The organism is Bradyrhizobium sp. ORS 285 (assembly GCF_900176205.1).
Lineage (GTDB): Bacteria > Pseudomonadota > Alphaproteobacteria > Rhizobiales > Xanthobacteraceae > Bradyrhizobium.
Genome location: NZ_LT859959.1, coordinates 2975368 through 2997272, shown reverse-complemented (window position 1 = coordinate 2997272; position 21905 = coordinate 2975368). Strand labels below are relative to the sequence as shown.

At 66.3% G+C, this 21905-nt stretch carries 23 protein-coding genes; 11 read left to right on the top strand and 12 right to left on the bottom strand.

The annotated features are described in order from the left end of the window. Nucleotides 1-109: 109 nt before the first annotated feature. On the bottom strand, nt 110-1204 hold the full coding sequence (locus BRAD285_RS13490) for an LLM class flavin-dependent oxidoreductase (protein ID WP_035647298.1): 1095 nt from the start codon (nt 1202-1204) through the stop codon (nt 110-112). 300 nt (nt 1205-1504) lie between these two features. Here BRAD285_RS13490 and BRAD285_RS13485 point away from each other — a divergent pair, with 300 nt between their 5' ends. From BRAD285_RS13485 to BRAD285_RS13445, 10 genes are all read left to right on the top strand, one after another. Further along, the gene (locus BRAD285_RS13485; protein ID WP_006613238.1) at nt 1505-2362 is read left to right on the top strand and encodes an ABC transporter permease subunit; all 858 of its coding nucleotides are present in this window, start codon (nt 1505-1507) and stop codon (nt 2360-2362) included. After that, nucleotides 2359-3078, top strand: coding sequence for an ABC transporter ATP-binding protein (locus BRAD285_RS13480; RefSeq protein WP_006613237.1), 720 nt, complete (start codon nt 2359-2361; stop codon nt 3076-3078). Before BRAD285_RS13485 ends, BRAD285_RS13480 begins: the two co-directional genes overlap by 4 nt. A gap of 18 nt (nt 3079-3096) precedes the next feature. Further along, the gene (locus tag BRAD285_RS13475; RefSeq protein WP_006613236.1) at nt 3097-4113 is read left to right on the top strand and encodes an NrtA/SsuA/CpmA family ABC transporter substrate-binding protein; all 1017 of its coding nucleotides are present in this window, start codon (nt 3097-3099) and stop codon (nt 4111-4113) included. A 35-nt stretch (nt 4114-4148) separates the two neighbouring features. Then, nucleotides 4149-5378: an acyl-CoA dehydrogenase family protein gene (locus tag BRAD285_RS13470; RefSeq protein WP_006613235.1), complete on the top strand. Its 1230-nt coding sequence runs from the start codon at nt 4149-4151 to the stop codon at nt 5376-5378. A gap of 33 nt (nt 5379-5411) precedes the next feature. Beyond that, nucleotides 5412-5978, top strand: a complete 567-nt coding sequence (locus BRAD285_RS13465; protein ID WP_006613234.1) for a flavin reductase family protein — start codon at nt 5412-5414, stop codon at nt 5976-5978. A 23-nt stretch (nt 5979-6001) separates the two neighbouring features. Beyond that, nucleotides 6002-6961, top strand: a complete 960-nt coding sequence (gene epsC / locus BRAD285_RS13460) for a serine O-acetyltransferase EpsC (protein WP_006613233.1) — start codon at nt 6002-6004, stop codon at nt 6959-6961. A 72-nt stretch (nt 6962-7033) separates the two neighbouring features. Further along, nucleotides 7034-7162 (top strand): hypothetical protein, encoded by a 129-nt coding sequence (locus BRAD285_RS36515; RefSeq protein WP_256387680.1) that lies wholly within the window; start codon nt 7034-7036, stop codon nt 7160-7162. Further along, nucleotides 7162-7386 (top strand): hypothetical protein, encoded by a 225-nt coding sequence (locus BRAD285_RS13455; protein ID WP_035647295.1) that lies wholly within the window; start codon nt 7162-7164, stop codon nt 7384-7386. Before BRAD285_RS36515 ends, BRAD285_RS13455 begins: the two co-directional genes overlap by 1 nt. A 57-nt stretch (nt 7387-7443) precedes the next feature. Beyond that, nucleotides 7444-8787, top strand: a complete 1344-nt coding sequence (locus tag BRAD285_RS13450; protein ID WP_006613232.1) for an LLM class flavin-dependent oxidoreductase — start codon at nt 7444-7446, stop codon at nt 8785-8787. A gap of 88 nt (nt 8788-8875) precedes the next feature. Next, a complete protein-coding gene (locus BRAD285_RS13445; protein ID WP_006613231.1) occupies nt 8876-9703 on the top strand; it encodes a MetQ/NlpA family ABC transporter substrate-binding protein in 828 nt (275 codons plus the stop codon). A gap of 49 nt (nt 9704-9752) precedes the next feature. Here BRAD285_RS13445 and BRAD285_RS13440 read toward each other — a convergent pair whose 3' ends face one another. The 4 genes from BRAD285_RS13440 to BRAD285_RS13425 all read right to left on the bottom strand — a co-directional run bounded on the left by BRAD285_RS13440 (nt 9753) and on the right by BRAD285_RS13425 (nt 13929). Continuing rightward, entirely contained in the window at nt 9753-10607 is an 855-nt protein-coding gene (locus BRAD285_RS13440) for an NADPH-dependent oxidoreductase (RefSeq protein WP_006613230.1), read from the bottom strand. Nucleotides 10608-10748: 141 nt separating this feature from the next. Beyond that, the gene (locus tag BRAD285_RS13435; protein ID WP_157681680.1) at nt 10749-11966 is read right to left on the bottom strand and encodes an LLM class flavin-dependent oxidoreductase; all 1218 of its coding nucleotides are present in this window, start codon (nt 11964-11966) and stop codon (nt 10749-10751) included. Further along, nucleotides 11963-12337, bottom strand: a complete 375-nt coding sequence (locus BRAD285_RS13430; protein ID WP_006613228.1) for a ferredoxin family protein — start codon at nt 12335-12337, stop codon at nt 11963-11965. Before BRAD285_RS13430 ends, BRAD285_RS13435 begins: the two co-directional genes overlap by 4 nt. Further along, nucleotides 12334-13929 carry an FAD-binding protein gene (locus tag BRAD285_RS13425; RefSeq protein ID WP_006613227.1) on the bottom strand — a complete coding sequence of 532 codons (1596 nt, stop codon included), beginning with the start codon at nt 13927-13929 and terminating at the stop codon, nt 12334-12336. Before BRAD285_RS13425 ends, BRAD285_RS13430 begins: the two co-directional genes overlap by 4 nt. A gap of 449 nt (nt 13930-14378) precedes the next feature. Between BRAD285_RS13425 and BRAD285_RS13420 the strand changes: the two genes are divergently transcribed. Further along, entirely contained in the window at nt 14379-15803 is a 1425-nt protein-coding gene (locus BRAD285_RS13420; protein WP_006613226.1) for an FAD/NAD(P)-binding protein, read from the top strand. Here the strand turns inward: BRAD285_RS13420 and BRAD285_RS13415 are convergent. The 7 genes from BRAD285_RS13415 to BRAD285_RS13380 all read right to left on the bottom strand — a co-directional run bounded on the left by BRAD285_RS13415 (nt 15785) and on the right by BRAD285_RS13380 (nt 21867). Next, complete coding sequence (locus tag BRAD285_RS13415; protein WP_006613225.1) at nt 15785-16561, bottom strand: MetQ/NlpA family ABC transporter substrate-binding protein; 777 nt, start codon at nt 16559-16561, stop codon at nt 15785-15787. The genes BRAD285_RS13420 and BRAD285_RS13415 overlap by 19 nt on opposite strands. A 258-nt stretch (nt 16562-16819) precedes the next feature. Continuing rightward, a complete protein-coding gene (locus BRAD285_RS13410) occupies nt 16820-17602 on the bottom strand; it encodes a class II aldolase/adducin family protein (RefSeq protein WP_006613224.1) in 783 nt (260 codons plus the stop codon). A gap of 49 nt (nt 17603-17651) precedes the next feature. After that, a complete protein-coding gene (locus BRAD285_RS13405) occupies nt 17652-18317 on the bottom strand; it encodes a methionine ABC transporter permease (protein WP_006613223.1) in 666 nt (221 codons plus the stop codon). Continuing rightward, a complete protein-coding gene (locus tag BRAD285_RS13400) occupies nt 18307-19431 on the bottom strand; it encodes a methionine ABC transporter ATP-binding protein (RefSeq protein WP_035647293.1) in 1125 nt (374 codons plus the stop codon). The genes BRAD285_RS13405 and BRAD285_RS13400 overlap by 11 nt, the downstream gene beginning before the upstream one ends. 151 nt (nt 19432-19582) lie before the next feature. Next, a complete protein-coding gene (locus BRAD285_RS13395; protein WP_006613221.1) occupies nt 19583-20428 on the bottom strand; it encodes a CmcJ/NvfI family oxidoreductase in 846 nt (281 codons plus the stop codon). Between the two features lie 264 nt (nt 20429-20692). Then, nucleotides 20693-21631 (bottom strand): TauD/TfdA family dioxygenase, encoded by a 939-nt coding sequence (locus tag BRAD285_RS13385; RefSeq protein ID WP_006613219.1) that lies wholly within the window; start codon nt 21629-21631, stop codon nt 20693-20695. A 32-nt stretch (nt 21632-21663) separates the two neighbouring features. Next, nucleotides 21664-21867, bottom strand: a complete 204-nt coding sequence (locus BRAD285_RS13380; protein WP_035647290.1) for a hypothetical protein — start codon at nt 21865-21867, stop codon at nt 21664-21666. Between the last annotated feature and the right edge of the window lie 38 nt (nt 21868-21905).

The following is a 21905-nucleotide window of genomic DNA, read 5'->3' as shown; positions in this document are numbered from 1 at the left end:
CATCGTCAATGAAATGGATTTTCGAATGTGGCGCGGCGGCGAGCGATAATCTCCCCACCAAGCGAGCTTCGCAAAGCAATCAGTTCTTCCGCGCGTGTCGCGGGCGACATCATCCCACGCGACGGCCGGACTCGGCATTACCACGACCGAGATCGCGCTGCCGCTGCCGGACACGCGGAATCACCTCCTCAGCGAACCGCTTCATCTCGGCCTCGAACGGCTGGAACTGCAGCATGAACAGTTCGATGCCGGCGGCGTGGAAGTCGACGATGCGATCCGCCACCTCCTCGTAGCTGCCGACCAGCCCGGCGGCCGTGCCGCCATTGCTGCCGACGCGCGCGCTCTTCTGCATGGTCTGCATCATCACGACCTTGGGATCGGTGTTCGCCTTCTGAAGCGCCTTCATCGGCGCGTCCTTCTCGGCGAGACGCAGCAGCCGCTGATGCGCCGCCTCGGCCTCTTCGGCGCTCGGCCGCGCGATCACGAAGGCCGAGAGGCCGAAGCGGAGCGGCAGCGCCGCGCCCCTCGGCCGCGCCGCGACGTCACGAATCAAGCAGGCGACGTCATCGAGTGGCTGGCCGTTGATGAACCAGACATCGCCGTGATCGGCGACCAGCGCACGCGCCGGTTCCGATTCTCCACCGACATAGATCCGCGGCCTTGCGCGATAGAGATCCTTCGGCCGCAGCGCGTAGTCCTGCACGTCGAAATAGCGGCCCTTGTGCGTCAGGCGCTCGCCCTGCAGCAGCCGCGACACCACATCGATCCATTCGCGACCATAGGCGTAGCGCTCATCGTGCTCGGCGAAGCCGATGCCGGCGCGCTCCAGCTCGGGCCTGTTCCAGGCGTTGACGAGATTGATCGCGAACCGCCCGCGGCTGATGTTCTCGATGCCGAGCGCCATCTTGGCGAGCACCACGGGATGATACAGATAAGGCTTGATCGCGGTGATGATCTCGATCCGGCTGGTCAATGCCGCAAGTGCAGCCGCCGCGCTCCAGGCCTCGAGCTGGTCGAGATCCTCCTGATGCGGATTGATGGTGTGCTGGGCGACCAGCGTCGAATCGAAGCCCAGCGCCTCGGCCTGCAGCACGAGATCGCGATTGCGCTCCCAGGAGGCATCATAGGGCTCTTCCGGATCCTGATGCGCGGCCCGCGGGCCATGCACCAGAGCCCAAATGCCGAAACGAAGCGGATGTGTCATGGCGAGCCTCACGATCTCAGCGTCACGCTTCGCCGTCTCGACGATGCGTTTTCATAGCTGCACGTACTAACAAATCCCGAAAAGAACTTCTTGCCGCTTTTGGCCCGCGCGAGAAATCGAAAACCTCCGATCGCAACGACAATTGGAAAACGGCTCTATTTCGATCGGCCATGTTTCGTGGGACAGTTTGCCAGCGCGAAACGACGCTGTGTCACGCGGCCGCCCGCGCGCATCCGATCTACTTACTCTGCCGCGCGATCGCGACCGGCGGAAGCATGACATCGCGAGGACGACGTACTCTTGAGCAATCTCGAACAAGCTGCCGGGACGATCGAGCTGCCGCAGACCACCCGTGGCGCGCGCCCCGGCACCGGACGACACCGCGCGCTGAGCCCGCTGACGCTGCAGGCTTTGTCGTGGCTCGCCCCGGTCCTGCTGATCGTGATCTGGGAAGCGGCGGCGCAGGGTGGCTATCTGTCGCCACAGGTCCTGCCGGCGCCCAGCAAGGTCATCCGCACCGCCTTCAAGCTGACCACACAGGGCACCCTGCTCAACGATCTCGGCGTCAGCCTGCTGCGCGCCGCTGCCGGCTTTGCGATCGGCGGCGCCGTCGGTTTCGCGCTTGGCATTCTCGTCGGCTTCTCATCGGTAGCCGAGGCGCTGATCGACCGCAGCATCCAGATGATCCGCGCGATCCCGTTCCTGGCCGTGCTGCCGCTGGTGATCGTGTGGCTCGGCGTCGGCGAGGCCGAGAAGGTGTTTCTCGTCGCGCTCGGCGTGACCTTCCCGATCTACATCAACACCACGCTCGGCATCCGTCAGGTCGATCCCAAGCTGCTCGAGCTTGGCCGGGTGCAGGCGCTGTCGACCCTGCAGCTGATCCGCCGCATCATCCTGCCCGGCGCCCTGCCTTCGATCCTCACCGGTGTGCGCTATGCGCTGGCGACTGCCTGGCTCGCGCTCGTCGTCGCCGAGACCATCGGCGCGCAATCCGGCCTCGGCTTTCTCGCGATGGACGCCCGCGAATTCCTACGCACCGATGTGATCGTGCTGACGATCGTGATCTACGCTCTGATCGGCGTCGGCGCCGACCTGATCGCGCGCTGGCTGGAGCGGCGCCTGCTCGCCTGGCACCCCAACTATGGAGCTGTGCGATGACGGTCCAGTTCGCGCCGCCGCTGCAGGCCGCCACCGCGCCTGCGGTGATCGTCAACGGCCTGCGCCGCGCCTATAGCGAGCGCACCGTGATCGAGGGCCTCGATCTGCGCATCGAGCGCGGTGAGTTCGTCGCGCTGCTCGGCGAAAGCGGCTGCGGAAAGACCACCTTGCTGCGCGCTCTGGCCGGGCTTGACCCCGTTCAGGGCGGCCGGATCATCGCGCCGAAGCGACCTGCCGTGGTGTTTCAGGAGCACCGCCTGCTGCCGTGGGACAGCCTCTGGCGCAACGTCGCGCTCGGTCTCGACGTGCCCGATGCGCGGCAACGCGCGGCGGCCGCGCTCGCCGAGGTCGGCCTCGGCGACCGCCTCGACGACTGGCCGCGCAATCTCTCCGGCGGCCAGGCGCAGCGCGTCGCGCTCGCCCGCGCTCTGGTGCAGCAGCCCGAGCTGCTGCTGCTCGACGAACCATTTGCCGCGCTCGATGCGCTGACCCGCATCCGCATGCATGCGCTGGTGCGCGAGCTCGTTGCCACTCATCGCCCGGGCGTGCTGCTGGTCACCCACGATGTCGACGAGGCGATCGCGCTCGCCGACCGCATTCTGGTGATGCGCGACGGCCGGATCGCCTACGAGCACCGTGCCGCCGACGGCGGCGAGGTCGCGCGCGGCGACCTGCTGGCCGAGCTCGGCGTGCTCAAGCCCTCCCTTCACACCTGATTGCCGCAAGGATCGACCATGTCTTCGGATGACCTCTCCCGCCGCCATTTCCTCGGCACTGCCGCGTTCGGCATTGGCGCGCTCGCCGGCCTCACGCTGACCGATGACGCCTGGTCGGCGCCCGGCCGCGTCACTGACACGGTGCGGCTGACCTGGGGGCTCGCCGGCCTGAACAACATCGCCAAGGAGCGCGGCGAGTTCGAGAAGCTGCTCGCCAAGGACGGCATCAAGGTGGAGTGGCTCGGGCCGTTCCCGAACCACGCGCCGACCCTGCAGGCCGTGACCGGCGGCACCGCCGATTTCTCCTTCGGCGGCTCGACGACGCCGGCGCTGGCCGCGATCATCGCCGGCTCGCCGCTGGTGTTCACCCAATTTGTCGTCTACGAGCCGCGCACCACCGCGATCATCGCGCGCGACGATTCCGGTATCAACAAGGTCGAGGACCTCGTCGGCAAGTCGGTCGCGGTGAACCGCTCCGGTCTCGGCGAATTCCTGCTGGTCGCCGCGCTCGAGAAGCACAAGGTCGACCGCTCCAAGGTCAAGTTCGTCTACCTCAACCCGCCGGATGCCGCGCCGGCGCTGGCCTCCGGCAAGGTCGATGCCTGGTCGATGTGGAGCCCGGGCGTCGACATCGCCCGGCTCGACTACAAGGCGCACGACATCTTCCTGGAAGGCCGCGATCTCGAATTCCAGATCGACTACACGTCCTATCTGACGACCCGCAAATTCGCGACCGAGAACCCGGCTTTGGTCCGTGCCGTCAACGACGCGTTCCGCGCCGAAGGCAAGTGGATTTCGGAGAACAGCAAAGAGGCAGAATACATCGCCCAGAAGGCCGGCAAATACAGCGACCAGGTGCGCGATCAGTTCATCGCGATGAACCGCAAGTACCGCTATTTCTCGGTCAACGACAAGCAGTTCGTCACCGACCTGCAGAAAGCGGCCGACTGGCTGGCCGAGCGCAAGGTGCTGCCCGAGCCGGTCAAGGTCGCCGATCATCTCGCCCCAATCGAAGACGCGGCGCCGCAGCGCTGACACCGATCGTTCCCATTCAATCGCCTGGACTCGTCATGAACAAGCCGGTCTCGACCAAGACTCTCATCGCCGACAGCTCGCTGCCCTTGGCAGCGGAGACGCTCGATCAGCTGCTCGCCGCCATTGCCGATGGCGAGTCGGAGCGGGAGCGCGAGCGCATCCTGCCGCACCAGCAGATCGCCTTGATCAAGCAGGCGCGGCTCGGCGCGCTCCGCCTTCCCGTGGCCGCCGGCGGTGCCGGCAGTACGATCCGCGGCCTGTTCGAGATCGTGATCCGGCTCGCCGAGGCCGACGCCAACGTCGCGCACATCCTGCGCAATCATTTCAGCGTGGTCGAGCGTCTGGTCCGCATTCCCCGTGACGACCAGGCGCGGGAGTGGCAGCAGCGCATCGCAGCCGGTGCGATCATCGGCCTCGCCACCACCGAGCTCGACAGTCCGCAGGTCGGCAACATCACGCCGAACACGACCTTCACCCCCGACGGCGACGACTATCTGCTGAACGGGACCAAGTACTACAGCACCGGCACGCTGTATTCCGATCTCGTCCTGGTGCGCGCGGCTGATCCCAGCGGGCGTCCCGGCGCGACCATCCTGCCGCTCGATCGCGCCGGCATCGAGCTGATCGACGACTGGGACGGCATGGGCCAGCGGCTGACCGCGACCGGCACCACGCATTTCCGCAACGTCCGGGTCAAGCGGCAGGAGATCGTGTTCGATGCGCCTGATATCGGCTATGGCGTGCCCTACTCCAATACGTTCGCGCAGCTGTTCCTGACCGCGGCCGTGGCCGGCATCAGCCGCGCGGCCTTGCGCGACGCCATCGCGCTGGTCCGCTCGCGCAAGCGCACCTTCTACTACGCGCCGCATGAGAAGCCGACCGAAGATCCGCTGCTGCAACAGACCATCGGCCAGATCGCAGCGTCCGCGCACGCCGCCGAAACGGTGGTGCTCGTCGCCGCCGAGGCGCTCGACGCCGCCACCGAAGCGTTCGATGCGGGCCGCGCCGACGCCGAGGCCCTGGCGCATCGCGCCGCACTGCTGTCGGCTCAGGCGAAGATCGTCGCGGACGACGCGGCCATCCGCAATGGCGGGCTGATCTTCGACGTCGGCGGCGCGTCGTCGACCAAGAAGGCCACCAATTTCGACCGGCACTGGCGCAATGCGCGCACGCTGTCGTCGCATAATCCGGTCACCTATAAGGAGCGGGCGATCGGGCAGTATCTGATCAACGGCACACCGCTTCCCGCGAAGGGGTTCTTCTGACCGGCAGGCGCAGCCCCCTGAAGGAGGCGACGGATGAGCAAGCATGGACTGCATCTCCTGACGGCGTCCACTCCCCCGCACTTCTACTCGGCGCTGCGCCGCGTCGCCTCCGGCGTCAGCATCGTGACCGCCGGCCGCGGCGACGACATCACCGGCGTGACCACGGCGTCTCTGGTCTCGCTCTCGGTCGAGCCGCCGCGGCTGATGATCAATCTCGGCCGGCAATCGTCGGCCGTTCCCCTGATCGTCCGCAACGGCTGGTTCGGGATCAACGTCCTCAGCTCCGATCAGCTCGTGCTCGCCGATCGCTTCAGCAGTCCGCATCTCGCCGGGCGGCAGAAGTTCGAGGGCATCGATTGGTCGCGCCACGCGACCGGCGTTCCGCTGTTGCAGCATGCGCAGGCGGCGATCGCCTGCGAGGTCGACGAGATCATCGAGCGCTACGACCATGCGATCATCGTCGGTCGTCCCGACACGATCGAGCTTGCGCCACGGCTGTCGAGCCTGCTGTACTGGAACGAGCAGTATGTCGAGGTCGACCGCAATGCCGACCTCGATCTGCTGGCGGAAGTCGGCGTGCCGCCGGCGCATGTGCGGTGATAGCGCATCACGGGGGAGACGGCATGAGACATCGTCCTGTGGCGGGCTCCGGCACCGAGGCACCTGCCCCGGCGGGCGAACGCTGGGGCCTCGATCGGCTGGTGGCGGAGCTGCGCGTCTCGCGCGAGGAGACCCACAGCATCCGCAAGGACGGCACGATCCACCGGCCGCCGTCGCGCGAGAAGCTGGCGCAGGTCGTCTCCGCACTGACGGAGGCGCTGTTTCCGCGCCACTATGGCCAGTACGACCTCGATAGCGAGAACATCGACTATTTCGTCGGCCACCGGCTCAGCGTCGGCCTCGACCTGCTCTCCGACCAGATCCACCGCGCCGCGCTGTTTGTCGGCGACGAGTTGATCCCCGGCTTCCGTCAGCCCGAGGCCATCGAACTCACGCGCAGCTTCGCGAAGGAGTTGCCCGCGCTGCGCGGCATCCTGATCAGCGATTTGCGCGCGGCCTTCGTCGGCGACCCCGCCGCCAAGAGCTTTCCGGAAATCCTGATCGGCTATCCCGGCATGACGGCGATCATCCATCACCGCCTCGCCCACCTTCTCTACGGTCTCGGTGCCCGCCTGGTGTCGCGGCTGATCGCCGAGATCGCCCATACCGCCACCGGCATCGACATTCATCCGGGGGCGCAGATCGGCTCCGGCTTCTTCATCGACCACGGCACCGGCGTCGTGATCGGCGAAACGGCCGTGATCGGCGACAATGTCCGGATCTACCAGGCGGTCACATTGGGCGCCCGTCACTTCCCGACCGAGGAGGACGGCACGCTGATCAAGGGCGACGCGCGCCATCCGATCGTCGAGGATGACGTCGTCATCTATGCCGGCGCCACCATCCTCGGCCGTATCACGATCGGCCAGGGATCGACGATCGGCGGCAATGTCTGGCTGACGCACGACGTCCCGCCCAACAGCGTCGTCACCCAGGCCACGCTCCGCAACAAGGTCGGCGGACCGAACCTGCAGACCTCCTGAGCCGGCGCGGAATCTGCCGGGGATCGGCGATCGAAATGGAGATCCCCGCTTGCTGATGAGCACGACGGATTCATGCTCGCGCCGCAGACAACAATGCAAATCCATTTCATCGACAGCATCGTCCTCCAAAAGCTAGATTTTCGCATTCGCGCGGCCGGCATCAGCGATGCCGGGATGTTCGCGCTTCGACGGATGCCGTGATGTTCGACCCTCTCGCCATGATCAGCCTGTACCAGGATCCGCCCACGGGTTGCAGCGATGCGCCCCGCGACAGCGCCCGCGCCGAGATGAGGCCGCTGCTTCGCGAGCTCCACCAGCGCGGTCGCGATCTCGGCGTCGGCATCAGCCGCGCTGCCGTCGAGCTCGCGCGGCGCCTGCGGTGGCCGCAACCGCCGAGCCGCATCGTTGCCGATACACCGCGATAGCCGAACTCTCCAGCCATCGTTTCGCGTCCCTCCGACAATCCAGCCCACGAGCGCCCCATGAGCCAGCGTCGTCAACTGAACCTCAATCTCTTCATCTATCCGGGCGGCCATCACGAGGCGGCGTGGCGCTACAAGGGGTCGTCCGCCAGCCGTGCGCTCGACATCGGCTATTACCAGCAGCTGGCGCGAACGGCGGAGCATGCCAAGTTCGACGCGATCTTCTTCGCCGATGGTCCGGCGCTGGCCGACAATGTACGTTACGCGCAGCGCTTCCGCTTCGAGCCGATCACCTGGCTGTCGGCAATCGCCGCCGCCACCAGCCATATCGGCCTGATCGGCACGGCATCCACGACCTATCACGAGCCCTATAATCTCGCCCGCCTGTTCGCCTCGCTCGATCATCTGAGCGGCGGCCGCGCCGGCTGGAACATCGTCACCACCAGCGCGGTGCAGGCCGCACAGAATTTCGGCCTGCCGGAGCATCCCCCGCACCACGAGCGCTACGAGCGCGCCAAGGAGTTCCTCGACGTCGTCACCGCGCTGTGGGACAGCTGGGAGGACGACGCCGTCGTCAATGATCCGGCGTCCGGCATCTTTGCCGACACCGACAAGGTCCATCCGCTCAATCATGTCGGCAAGTATTTTCGCGTCCGCGGGCCGCTGAACGTGCCGCGCTCGCCGCAAGGCCGGCCGGTCTACGTCCAGGCCGGCTCGTCCGAGGACGGTCGCGCCTTCGCGGCGCGCTTTGCGGAGGCCATCTTCACGGCACACCAGACGCTCGCCAGCGCGCAGGAGTTCTATGCCGACATCAAGCGCCAAGCGCGCGCGCTCGACCGCAATCCCGATCACGTCAAGATCCTGCCCGGCATCAGCCCGTTCATCGGCTCGACGCAGGCCGAGGCCGACCGGCTGCAGGAGGAGTTCAACGATCTGATCCAGCCGGAATACTCGCTGGTGCAGCTGCGCCAGATGCTCGGGCTCGACCTCTCCGGCTTCGATCTCGACGGGCCGTTCCCGCGCCATCTGATCGAGACCGACGGCGCGCGCGGCGTTGCCAGCCGCTTCAAGCTCGTCGTCGACATCGTCGACCGCGAGAAGCCGACGATCCGCCAGCTCATCCAGCGCCTCGCCGGCGCCCGCGGGCACTGGGTGATCGCCGGCACGCCGGAGAAGATCGCCGACAACATCCAGGCCTGGTTCGAGAACGGCGCTGCGGACGGCTTCAACGTCATGCCACCCTGGTTGCCCGGCGGCTTCGACCTGTTCGCCGAGCACGTCGTGCCGCTCCTTCGCAAGCGCGGCCTGTTCCGCACCGAGTACACCGGCACGACCTTGCGCGAGCACTACGGGCTGGACCGACCCGCCAGTCTCTACAGCCATCCGGTCCAGGCGATCGCCTGAGCTTCTTTTCATGGACGGCGCGGAACACCAACAGGCGCCCGCGCCGCCTTTCGTTTGGTTCAAGTCTTTATCAAGCCTTGGAAGTCACATGCATCACATCACCAGATCGCAATTCATCGGCCTGCTCGCCGCCTCTGTCCTCTCGATCGTCTCGGTCAGCAGCGCATGGGCGCAAGGACCTGAGAAGAAGGAGCTGAAGGTCGGCTTCGTGCCCGGCCCCTACATCGACGAGTTCAAGATCGGCGTCGCGCCCGAATTGCAGAAGAAGGGTTACCAGATCCGTTACGTCGAGTTTTCGACCGGCCTTGAAGCCAACAATGCCGTGTTCAAAAGCGAGATCGACGCCAATGTGATGCAGCACACGATCTTCCTGAACTCCTACAATGAGCGGCAGAGCACCGACCTCACCGGCATCGTGCACGTACCGACGCCGCCGATGGGGATCTATTCCAAGAAGCATCCGCTCGGCACCAAGATCGGCCAGGGTGCCAAGATCGCGGTCCCCAACGATCCGGTCAATTTGCAGCGCGCACTATGGATCCTGCGCGATCTCGACCTGATCGAGATCCGCGACTCCAAGCCGATCGACGTCACCGAGCTCGACGTCATCAAGAATCCCGGCGGCATCAAGATCGTCCCGCTCGAGGCGGCGCAGGCGCCGCGCGCGCTCGACGACGTCGACTTCGCCGCCATCCAGGGCAATTTCGCGATCTTCAGCGGCCTGAAGCTGACCAACGCCTTCGCGCTGGAGAAGATGACGACGCCCTACATCAACGTCGTCGCGGTCAAGCGCGGCAATGCCGAGACCGCCTGGGCCAAGGACATCGTGGACGGCTACAAGTCACCGGGCTTCAAGGCCGCCATCCTCGCCGACCGCTTCTATGACGGCTTCACCCTGCCCGACTACATGAAGTGATCGATGACGGCGGCCCGTCCCGGCCGCCGTCAACATCTACCGCCCGCAGCTACTTCAATCCGAAGCCGAGCGCGCGCAGCGCCTCAGCCAGTTTGTCGCGGCCGTTGAGCGCCTTCGCCGAACCGAGCCGGTTGAGCACCGTGTCCCGCCAGCCGACCGGCGCCACGCCCTGGCTGGTCTGGAACGCGCGCAGGGTCTCGTCATAGGCGGCGATGCCGTGGATCTCATCGGTCGGCGCATAGCGCTCGCGATGCAGAACCACGCTCTGGCGCAGCCGCGGCTTGACGTCCTCGCCAGCCGCGAGATCGGCATAGCCGATGCAGAGGCCGAACACGGCGAGCACGCTCGGCGGCAGGCCGAGCTCCTCAGCCACCGCCTGCGGCCGGTTGCGGATCGCGCCAATATAGACCGAGCCGAGGCCGAGCGCCTCGAGCGCGACGACCGCATTCTGCGCAGCGAGAGCTGCGTCGATGATCGCGACGAACAGCGTCTCCAGGAAATGGATGCCGTCATCGGGGCGCCCTTCCCGCCGCGCCAGCCGCTCGGCCCGCGACAGATCGGCGAGCCAGACCAGGAACAGGGGCGCCTCGCGGACGTGCTTCTGGTTGCCCACGAATTCCGACAGGCGCTGCTTGCGCGCGGGGTCCTCGACCGCGACGACGCTCCAGGTCTGCAGGTTCGACGACGACGCCGCCGACTGCGCCGCGGCCACCAGCGTTTCCACGGTGTGCGGCGGCACCGGATCGGGGCGGTAGCTACGGATCGAGCGGTGCGCCAGCAGTTGGCCGAGGATGTCGTCGGCGCCGGAAGTGATGGCGGGGATATCAGCGCCGTAGCGCTTGCGCAGCGCCGCGGTGATGTCGTCGCTCGGAGTGATCGGTGCCCTCGTTTCGATGATCGTCATTGCCTCAGTCCCCATGCCGGCCCGTACGCCATTGTCAGGCCGCTGTTCGATAGTTGCGTGCGCGTCGGCGCCTAGCAAAGCCGACCCGGAGGACGACGACAATCCCCCGACAAATCATGCGTGCGATGTCGAAAGGCTCCGCTACTCCGCCGCCTGCGCCGCGGTGGGATCAATCACCGGTTTGCGCAAACCCGCCTGCTCCATCAGCGGCAGTACGCGGCGGCCGAAGACATCGAGATCCAGCTTGAAGTCGTAGAACGACAGCTGCAGACCGTCGACGCCGGCCTTCTTGAGCTGCACGAACTGCTCGACAACCTGCTCGGGCGTGCCGATCACCTCGATGTTGCCGCCGATCGCGCGGCGCTTCGGCGCATCGACGCCGATACGGCCGCGCCAGGCATGGGCGTCGCTGTCCAGCCGATGGAAGTCGCCGACCGGGTCGGCGTGGGCGACGATGGCGTCGTGATAGGCCCAGGTCTCGCGCTCGGTCTCGCGGCAGATCACCATCGGATTGAGCAGGGTGCGCACCTCGCGGCCGATGTCGAGCGCCGCCTGGTTGACCCGCGCCGTATGCGCGGGCAGCGCGGGGATCGCGCTCTCGAAGCTCGAGCCGGCGGGGCTGGTGATGAAGACGATGTCGGAATAGCGCGCGGCAAAAGCGATACCGGCGTCCGAGCCGGTGGCGTTGACCAGCACCGGCCGGCCGAAGCGCGGCTTCGGCGTCACGAAGGCGCCGTTGAGCTTCCAGGACGACTGGCCGGAGAACGAGTAGTTCTCGCTGTCGCCCCACAGCCGCTGCAACACTTCGAGAAACTCGGCCGCGAGCTCGTAGCGGCGGTCGTGATCGATCCGGCTCCAGCCGAAAGCCTCGTGCTCGGCGGCACGATGGCCGGTGACGACATTGATGCCCCAGCGGCCATTGGAAATGTGGTCGAGCGTCGCGCCATATTTGGCCAGGTGCAGCGGATGCATGGGACCGTACAGCACATGGATCGTCGAGATCAGGATGATCCGCCGGGTCAGGCTCGTCAGCGCGGCCGTGGTCATGAAGGAGTCGAGCGCCTCGCCCGTGAACACGCCGCCATAACCGCCCTTCGGCAGCCATTGCGACAGCGCGAACACGAGATCGAAGCCGAGATTCTCAGCAGTCAGCACCAGGTCGCGGTTGTAGTCGAAATGCCATGACGTGGTGCGCGGCAAGGTCGAGGCGCTCCAGCCGCCGGCCTGGATCGGCAGGAACAGGCCGAGCAGCAGCGGCTGTTGCAGCGCTTGCGACAGCGGGCTGTCGGGCCGGTCGGCGGGTCCCGGAAAACCGTCGAGACCGACGAGGGCGCCCGGCCGGTGGGTGATGATGGTCATGCTGTCCTCTTATCGTCCGTCTCGGCTGCGCGCGCGGCCTCGCCGGCGCGGCGGAACACTGTTTCCATCAACCATTGCTCGTTGGGAAACTGGCCGGCCCATTCGTCCCAGCCGGAATGCTGGCGATATTGACCGAGACGCCCCGAGGCCAATGCCTCGTCCGGCGTGATCGCGACGCGGCGGTCGCAATCCGGCGCGACATAGATCGCATCGGCGCGGCAATACAGCTCGCACATGAAGCAGGTCTGGCAATCCTCGACCCGTGCCAGCAAGGGCGGTCCCGACGCCGCGCGGTCGAGCACGTTGGTGGGACACACGTCGACGCAGGCGCCGCAATCCGTGCAGCGATCGGCAAGGATGAGCTCGATCATGACGCCTCTTCCAGCGCGATCGGAGCGTCAAGCGCGTGGACCGTATCGGCTGCGATCTCGACGCGATCGAGGCCACGGCTGACGAGCCGCACCGCCAAGCTTGGGTCGAGGCCGGGATGATCGATCCTGCGATGCAGGCCCCTGCTCTCGGTCCGGCGGCGCGCGGTCGCGACCGACCAGCGTGCCGTGGCGACCAGTGCCGCCGTCTCGCGCGAGCGCATGACATCGCCACCCGCATGGTCGGAGATTTCGCGCCAGAGCCCGTCGAGCGCGCGCTGCGACGCTGCCAGCGTCGACTCCTTGCGGAACAGGGTCTTGTCGAAGGGATGCATCTCGGCGCGGACGCCGGCCCTGATCGTGTCGTGATCGAGCGCACGGATCCGCAAGTGCGGCCGCAGGCCGGCCTGCCCGAGCGGCGTCAAGGTCGAGGCCTTCGCTCCGATGCTGCGCGCCAGCCGCGCGGCGGCCTGCCCCGCGCGGACGCCGGAGGTCAGCGCCCAGGCCGAATTGATGTTGCCGCCGCCGGAGATCGCACCGGCCACCTTCTCGCGCGAGGCATTGTCGCCGGCGACGAACAGCCCCGGCACCGACGTGCGGCCATCGACATCGTCGACCCTGACGCCACCGAGCCCGCGGATGGTGCCGTCATTGTGCAGCGTGACCTCAAAGCGATCGCGCCAGGGATCGATGCCCCAGCGGTCGAACACCAGCGGCACGTTCGGCGAGATCGTATGCAGCCGGGCCTTGATGTCGTCGGGCAGCCGATGCAGCGAGCAGAACACGGGACCCGCGAGCAACGCTCTCGCCAGCCCGATCGTCTGCTGCGGTCCGAACGGCAGATCGAGCTCGCGGCCATCAGTGTCGTAATAGGTCGCGAACGCATAGGCCATGCTGCGCGTCATCGTCGAATGCGCCGGCGCGATCGTGTAGGCCGCGGTGAACTCCATGCCCGAGAGCTCGGCGCCCGCCTCCGCCGCGAGCAGATAGCCGTCGCCGGTGTTGGTGCGCGATCCCAGCAGATGCGACAGGAAGCTGGTGCCGCCTGCGGCGAGCACGGTCGCGCCTGCGGCGATCTCATAGGTCCCATCGCCGTCCTGCCGGCGAAGGCCTCGCGCGCCGCCGATCGTGCCGTCGCCGCGCGCCAGCAGTTCCAGCACCGGCGAATGGTCGAGGATGGTGACGCCACTCTCCCGCGCGAGGGTGCGCAGCGCCCGCATGTATTCGGGGCCACGAACGGCGCGATAATTGGTCTCTCCGTTGTCATCGATGCCGAACGCATAGTGGCTCGCGAGCGTCGGCAGCGTGCGCCAGGTCTCGTCGATGATCGCATGCATCCATGCGGCCTCGCCGAGACCAAGCCCGGCGGCGACACGCTGGCTGACGGCGTGCACGCGCGCATCAGGCGGCACCCACCAGTGGCCCGGGCCTGCCGCGGCCGTGACGCCGCTGGTGCCGCAATAGCCCTTGTCGACGAGGATCACCCGCGCGCCGGTACGCGCGGCTGAGACCGCGGCCCAGGCGCCGGCCATGCCGCCGCCGATCGCAAGCACATCAGCGCTGAGCGAAAGTGGATCAGTCACAGCAGCCGTCACGAGGCGATCCGACGCGTCACCCGCAAGGCGCGCGCTCCCATTGGTCCTGTCAGCATCGCACGCGCAATCATGGTCCCAACTCCGCAGCCCTGCGCGCAAACGACGCACATCCGCTGATATGGTCATCCAGTGCGCTGCCGCTGGCAATTTCAGAATTGCGCAATTTTCGAACGCTCTGTTCTCGCCGCGATCCGTGATTGGAGAAGAATTCGGTCGAGCGTTCCCCGCTGCCGCAGGCGTCCCGTGTGCGAGTGGGCGCGTATGATAATTCTCATGCGCCAACGCTTACGACGACACACTCGGAACAACAATCTGTACTTCCTTGGAATAAGCTCGATCGGAAAAAGCCGACAAGTAGAATATTCGTCTTTCCGAATCCGGCGGCTTTTTTACGTGCTAGATTATGAACGTTACGCATCGTCGCCGCGCGAGAGAAAAGGCATCTTTGCATGAGCCGTTTTCCGGAACGACACATCATCATCGTCGGCGGCGGCGCATCCGGCGTTCTTCTGGCCTATCAGCTGCTGCAGCGCCCGGACTCCGATATCCGCGTCACCCTGATCGAGAAGCGTTCGGAGGTCGGCCGCGGGCTCGCATATCACACCGGCAATGCCGACCATTTGCTCAACGTGCGCGCCGCCAACATGAGCGCGCTGCCGGATGATCCCGACCATTTCTGGCGCTGGCTGTCGACCCATGAGCACGGCCTTCAGCTCTGTCCCGATCCGTTCTGCTTCGTCCCGCGCCGCCTTTATGGCGACTACATCGCCAGCCTGATCGCGCCGTTCCTCGCGACCGAGAACGGTGCGCGGCGGCTCGCCATTATTCAGGGCGAATGCGTGGCCGTCAGCGAAGGTGGCAGCGGCGTCACCGTCAGCCTCGCCGACGGCACGCGCCGGCTCGGCGATGTCGCGGTGTTCGCCACGGGCCACGACGCCGCGATCCCGCGCTCGGCCTGGCATGCCGATCCCTGGATCAACCCGTCCGTTCCCGGCTTCAGCCGCGACTCGGCGGTACTCATTCTCGGCGCCGGCTTGACGATGGCGGACTACGTGCTGTCGCTGTTGCGCGAGGGCCATCGCGGCCCGATCGTCGCCATCTCGCGCCGCGGCCTGATGGCCAGGGGACATCGCCGCATCGCGCCCTGCAGGATCAGCGAGGACGAGGTTCCGTTCGGTGCGTGCGGCAGCGTTGTGCTGCGCTGGTTCCGGCAACGGATTGCCGATCACATCACCGAGGGCGGCGACTGGCGCGCCGTCATCGATGCCGTGAGGCCGTTCAGCCACCGCCTCTGGCAGGAATTGCCACAGGCATCCAAGCGCAGCTTCCTGGAGCATGCGCGGGCGTGGTGGGACGTGCATCGCCACCGCATGGCGCCCGAGGTCGAGGAGCGGATCGCGCGGGCGATCGCGGACGGACAGCTCCGCATCGCCGCCGCCAAGCTCGTCAAGATCGACGGTGGCACGCAAGGTGCCCGCGCGCATTATCGCCGGCGCGGCCGCAGCGAGGTCGAGACGCTCGAGGTCGGCGCCGTCATCGACTGCACGGGCATCGTCAAGGATCCCCGTGCCACCGCCAATCCGGCGGTCCGCAGCCTGTTCGACCAAGGGCTCGCGCGCTGCGACGCCTTGCGGATTGGCATCGAGGTCACGGCCGATTGCGCCATCGTCGGCGCCGATGGCACGCCATCGCAGCGGCTGTTCGCGATCGGCCCGCTGACGCGCGCCGCGTTCTGGGAGATCATCGCGATCCCCGACATCCGCAGCCAATGCGCCGATCTGGCGCACCGGCTGTTGCAGGCCCGCCCGATCGCCGTGCCGCCGGTCGACGCGCCGGCCTTGGCTGCGGCTCCCGATCACCAGGTCGCGATGTAGGTGCCCTTGAAGCGGGTGTCGAGGAACGCCTTCACCGGCTCGGAGTGGTAGGCCTCGATCAGCTGCTTCACCCAGGGCTTGTCCTTGTCCTCCTCGCGCACCGCGAGGATGTTGACCCAGGGCCCCTCGGCATTCTCGCGCGCGATCGCGTCCTTGGCGGGATTGAGCCCGGCCTGGACGGCGTAGTTGTTGTTGATCGAGACGAGGTCGACGTCGGCGAGCGCGCGCGGCAGCTGCGCAGCGTCGAGCTCGACGAATTTCAGCTTTTTGGGATTGTCGGTGATGTCGGCGACGGTCGCGGCGACGTTGCTCGGATCCTTCAGCTTGATCACGCCATGCAGCGCCAGGATCATCAGTCCGCGCGCGCCGTTCGACGGATCATTGGCTATCGCGACCTTGGCCCCCTCCGGAAGCTCGGCGAGCGTCTTGTACTTCTGCGAATAGACGCCCTGCGGCGAGGCGATGGTGGTGGCGACCTTGACGATCTTCCAGCCGGTCTTGGAGATCTGGTTCTTCAGATAGGGCTCGTGCTGGAACGAGTTCGCCTCGAGATCCTTCAGCGCAAGCGCCTGGTTCGGAATCACGTAGTCGGTGAACTCGACGACCTTGATGTCGAGCCCGCGCTCGGCCGCGACCTTCTTCACGACATCGATGATCTCGGCATGCGGGCCAGCGGTGACACCGACACGGATGGTTTCGGCATGCGCGGGAAGCGCGACGGACAGCAAGGCGGCAAGCGCAATAACGGTACGGTACATTCAAGTCTCCAACCAAACAAAACAGTTCCGCTGGTGACTAGCCCTGGCGCCGCAGAGGATCAATCGCAGCTGCGAACAAAGCAATGGACGCGCTCTCGAGTTTGATGTTCGTGTACAAATGTTCTTTATTCCTCGCCTTCCCCGAAGGATTTATCCTCCTCCTTGTAGCCCGGATGAGCGAAGCGACATCCAGGGTCACATGAGCTGTTGAGGAGAACCCGCATGTCGCTGGCGCTCATGCGGGCTACGGCGCTAAACTCAGTTGAACAGATCCGGCTCTTGCGCGGTGATCCAGTCCCACAGCGGCTGGAAGCTGAAATAGCCGCCCTTGTGGGTGCCGACCTGCCCCGACGTGTGCTTCGCGATCTCGTGCGGGATCGGCTTCGTCGGCCCCGCGGCCTCAGCCAGCAATTGCGTCCGCGCGGCATTGTCCATCGCGATGTACCACCAGGCCGTCGCCTCGATGGTCGGGCCGACCGTCAGCAGGCCATGGTTCTGGAGGATCGCAGCCTTCTTGGTGCCGAGCGCCGCCGCGATCTTCTTGCCCTCCTCGGCGTCGAGCACGACGCCGGTGAACGGGTCGAACAGCACATGATCGTCGTAGAAGGCGCAGGAATCCTGGGTCAGCGGATCGAGCAGCTTGCCCAGCGCGGAGAACGCCTTGCCATAGGTCGAATGGGTATGCGCGGCGGCGATCACCTGCGGATGCGCGGCGTGGATGGCGGAGTGAATGACGAAGCCGGCCTGGTTGATTGGCTTGTTGCCGATCAGGATGTTGCCGTCGTGGTCGACGAGCTGCAGGTCGGAGACCTTGATCTGGCTGAAATGCGTCGACAGCGGATTGATCCAGAACCGGTCCGGGAATTCCGGATCACGCACCGTGACGTGGCCGGCCAGCCCCTGATCGAAGCCGTAGCGCGCAAACAGGCGGAAGGTCGCCGCAAGCCGTTGCTTGCGATGCAGCCGCTCCTCCTCGAAGGTGGCTGCGGGGGCGCGCTCGACCAGCGCAAACTTCCTGGGTCGTTCGACGATCTCGTTCATGGTCATTCCTCCTGCTCGGCTGCGTCGATGAGTCCGTGTCTGCCTCAGCTCAGCGCTGCCTCAAGCGCCGATTGAGCCGGCGCGCGAGATGATCGCCGATGGTCTGCACCGTCTGCACCAGCGCGATCAGCACGACCACCACGGCCAGCATCATCTCCGGCATGAAGCGCTGGTAGCCGTAGCGGATGCCGAGATCGCCGAGGCCGCCGCCGCCGACAGCGCCGACCATCGCGGAGTAGCCGAGCAGGCTGACCACCGCGAGCGTCAGCGCCAGCACCAGGCCGGACAGCGCCTCCGGGATCAGCACCTTGAACACGATCTGCAACGGCGTCGCGCCAAACGACGACGCGGTCTCGATCAGGCCGGCATCGACCTCGCGGATCGCCGCCTCGACCAGCCGGGCAATGAACGGCGTCGCCGCGACCGTCAGCGGCACGATCGCAGCTCCCGACCCGATCGAGGTGCCGGCGACGAGACGCGTGAACGGGATGATCGCAACAACCAGGATGATGAAGGGCGTCGAGCGCGTCGCATTGACGACGACCCCGAGCGCCGCGTTCACGGCAGGAGCCGCGAACAGCTCACCCTTGCGGCTGGTCGCGAGGAAGACGCCGAGCGGCAGGCCGAGGGCGGTCGCGACCAGCGCCGCGGTCGAGACCATGAACAGGCTCTCGCCGGTGGCCTGGACGATCAGGTTGATGAGCTCAGGCGACATAGCCGAGACGCTCCGCTGCGAACTGATGCTGAGAGAGATAAGCGAGCGTCTGCCGCGCCGCGGCCTCGCCACCGGGAATGCCGAGGATCAGCGAGCCGACGTGCTGGCCGCCGATCTCGTCGATGCGCGCCGACAGCAGCGCGACGTCGATCGACAGCTCGCGCGCGAGCCGCGCCACCAGCGTGTCGCCAGCATCGGAGCCCCGCACCTGCACGCGAATAACCGCCTGGCCGATCGGCGTCGGCAGCTGTACCAACCGGCTCGCCAGCGACACCGGCACGGCATCGCCGAGCGCTTCGGCCAGGAAGGTCTGCGTCGTCGGATGCTTCGGCTGGGTGAAGATGTCGGCGACATGGCCGCGCTCGACGACGCGGCCGTCATCGATCACGACCACCTCCTTGGCGAGTTGGCGGACCACCGACATTTCGTGGGTGATGAGAATGATCGTGACGCCGAGCTCGCGGTTGATGTTGGCGAGCAGGTCGAGGATGGCGCGCGTGGTCTGCGGATCGAGCGCCGAGGTCGCCTCGTCCGACAACAGCACGTCCGGCCGCGTCGCCAGCGCGCGCGCAATGCCGATGCGCTGCTTCTGCCCGCCGGACAGCTCCGACGGATAGCGGTCGTGCTTGTCGGCGATGTCGACCAGTTCGAGCAGTTCGGCGACACGCGTTCGGATATCGGCCTTCGACCAGCCGGCGATCTCCAGCGGCAGCGCGATGTTGTCGGCGGCGGTGCGCGAGGACAGCAGATTGAAGTGCTGGAAGATCATCCCGATCGAGCGCTGCGCGAGCCGAAGCTGCTGTCCGCTCAGCGCGGAGATTTCGCGCCCGTCGACGATGACGCGGCCGGCACTCGGCTTCTCCAGTCCGTTGATCAGCCGCACCAGGCTCGACTTGCCGGCGCCGGAGCGCCCGATCACCCCGGTGATCGAGCCGCGCGCGATGGCAAAATCGATCTCCTTGAGCGCCGCGACGGCCGGCTTGTCACGATAGGCGGGATAGGTCTTGGAGAGCGCCTCGAAGCGGACCATCGGCGCGGCGACCGAGGCATCGGGCACGACCGCCTCCACCGGCCGGATCGGCTCGGCGGCGGCGAGGGACGAGTGGGCATTCATGTGAGAACCTTGACTGGACGTGCTGCAATGCACGCATTCAACCCACCATCGCCTGCGATCAGTCCCGACGCAATTTCAGAAATGCCTGAAGTCATGGACGAAGCTTCTCGTCCGATGCCGCATCGTGAAACATCATGCTCCCCACACATCATCACTCGTAGTGGAACACCAGCGTCCGCAGCTCGATGCTCTCGCGCGGCGCGGCATCCGCTGGCGTGGTCGGGTCGACGAAGGCGGTATGCGGCCCGAAGCGGGTGCGGCCGTCGGTTGCCGAATCATAGCACTTCAGCAGCAAGGCCTCGTCCACCGTCATGTCCGGGAAATAGAACCAGCGATGCGCCGGATTGTAGGTGACCGAATAGGTCTCGCCGTTGCGGTTCGGATAGATCAGGTCGGAGGCAACGAGATCCTCCGGCGCGACGGTGGTGCCGTCGCACATCGCGAGCGGGCTGTCGCGCAGCGTACCGATGATCGGGCGCCAGAGATTGATGACCTGAACCCGCCCACGCAGCAGCGCCTCAGCCTCGTCACCGAGGTGCTCGCGCACCCGATTGGCGCCCGATGTCACGGTCTGGTCGACATGGACGCGCGTCGCCGGCTGCCGCGGCCCGCCGTCGCGGACATCGACCGCGCCGGGTACACGCTTGCGCACGGTATGATCGAAGATGACGACACGATCCGCGCGCAAGGTCGCGCGGATGAAGGCCTCCGCCGCCGGATAATAGATAGAGCGGACTTCCTTTTCATTGGTGAAGTCACGGACGAAGGTCGGGTGCCGCACCAATGCAAAGCCCTCGCGGTCGAGCGAGAACGACGATGCGATCGGGCGGCCGTCAAACACCGGCACCCGGTGCGGCTCCGGCAGCGCCGTCGATTTCGGCTCGCCCGGCGGCGGATCGAACGCGTAGGTCCGCGGCTTGGACGCAATGGGCGCCAGATAGTTCAGCTCGGCGAGCACGAAGGGCAGCGCTTCGATCTTTCTCTCGACCAGGCTCATGTGATGTCTCCGGGCAATTTCATGCGATTGCATGGAGCTTGGTCGGCGGCGGCGGACAGAACAAGCCGATGCGAGAAATAGCAACGGACCTGCTTCTGGAGCGCCGTGGCGTAGGACGGGTTTGCCGTCGGCCACTGCTCCCGAATGAAATGTTTCTTCTCTGCGTTGCCTGCGGCGACAGGACATGGCTGGCATGACGCCACCGCAGCGACATCAGGCTTGCCGTCGCGTCGTGCCGCGCGCCCTCCCACCCGCGCGAACGCCCTACTCCGCCGCCTCGCTGAGATCCAGCCGCGCCCGCGGACTCTCGCCGGTCACCACCGACACCCGCTCGCCCCACCGCTCTTCCGGATAGTAGTCCCACACGGCATGATGCTGGCTCGCCCAATTGTCCCAGACGAGCAGCGAATTGGGCCGCCAGTGCACGCGCGTCTGCAGCGCAAGCTGGCTTTCGACATGGCGGAACAAGAGCTGCAACAGCGCGTCGCTTTCCCGCCGCGTCAGCTGCACGATGTGCGAGGTGAAGGAGGCGTTGACGTAGAGGAACTTGCGGCCGGTGCGCGGATGGGTCACGACCACCGGATGCTCGGACTGCGGATAGGTCTTGCCGGGATCGGGCTTCGCGCCGTAGCCGGCGGTCCAGGCCAATGATCCGTCGTGAATCGCGGTCAGGCCGTCGAGCAGCTGCTTGATCGGATCCGACAGAAATTCATAGGCGAGATACATGTTGGCGAAGGCGGTGTCGCCGCCCAGCGGCGGCGTCTTTGTCACCCGCAGCAGCGAGACCGCGATCGGGCTCGGATCGCAGGACACGTCGGGATGCCAGCCGTCGCCTGCAGTGAAGCGCGAATTGGCGTCGGTCTTCCACGACAGGAATTCCGGATCGAACGGCCCATCATGACGGAAGCGCGTCGCCGCCAATTCGTGCCGATGCAGCGACTTGCCGAAGCGGCGTGCGAAGCGCTTGTGGTCCTCCTTGGAGATGTCCTGATCGCGAAACACGATCGCCAGATTTTCGTCGAGCGCGCGGCGGATCTCCGCGAACTGCGCCTCCGACACGTCCTTGGCAAGATCGACCCCGCCGATCTCAGCGCCGACCGTCGGACCGAGCTGCCGGACCTCGATCGTCTGATAGGGTTCGCGCTTGCGGTCGTTCCACGCCTGGATGGCGAGCTTGTCGTTGAAGTCCCTGTAGAAGCTCATGAGCGATGTTCCTTCGCTGTCGATGGGAAGATTTACACGGAGCCGCGGCGCAGGCGCCCGCCACCGCTGATGACGAGCGCGCGAGCGGCGCGTTCGGCATCGCGCGCCGATGTGAAGAACTGCCCTTCCAGGCTGTCGAACGCGCGCTCGGACGAGAAGAAGCTGAAGCCGCGCTCGTCGGCCGTAACGATGCCGGCGGTGCGGTTGAAGACTTCGATGACAAAGGCTGTGGTCATGAGTGATCGTTCGCCGCCTTGCGCAGCGGCGCTCCTGT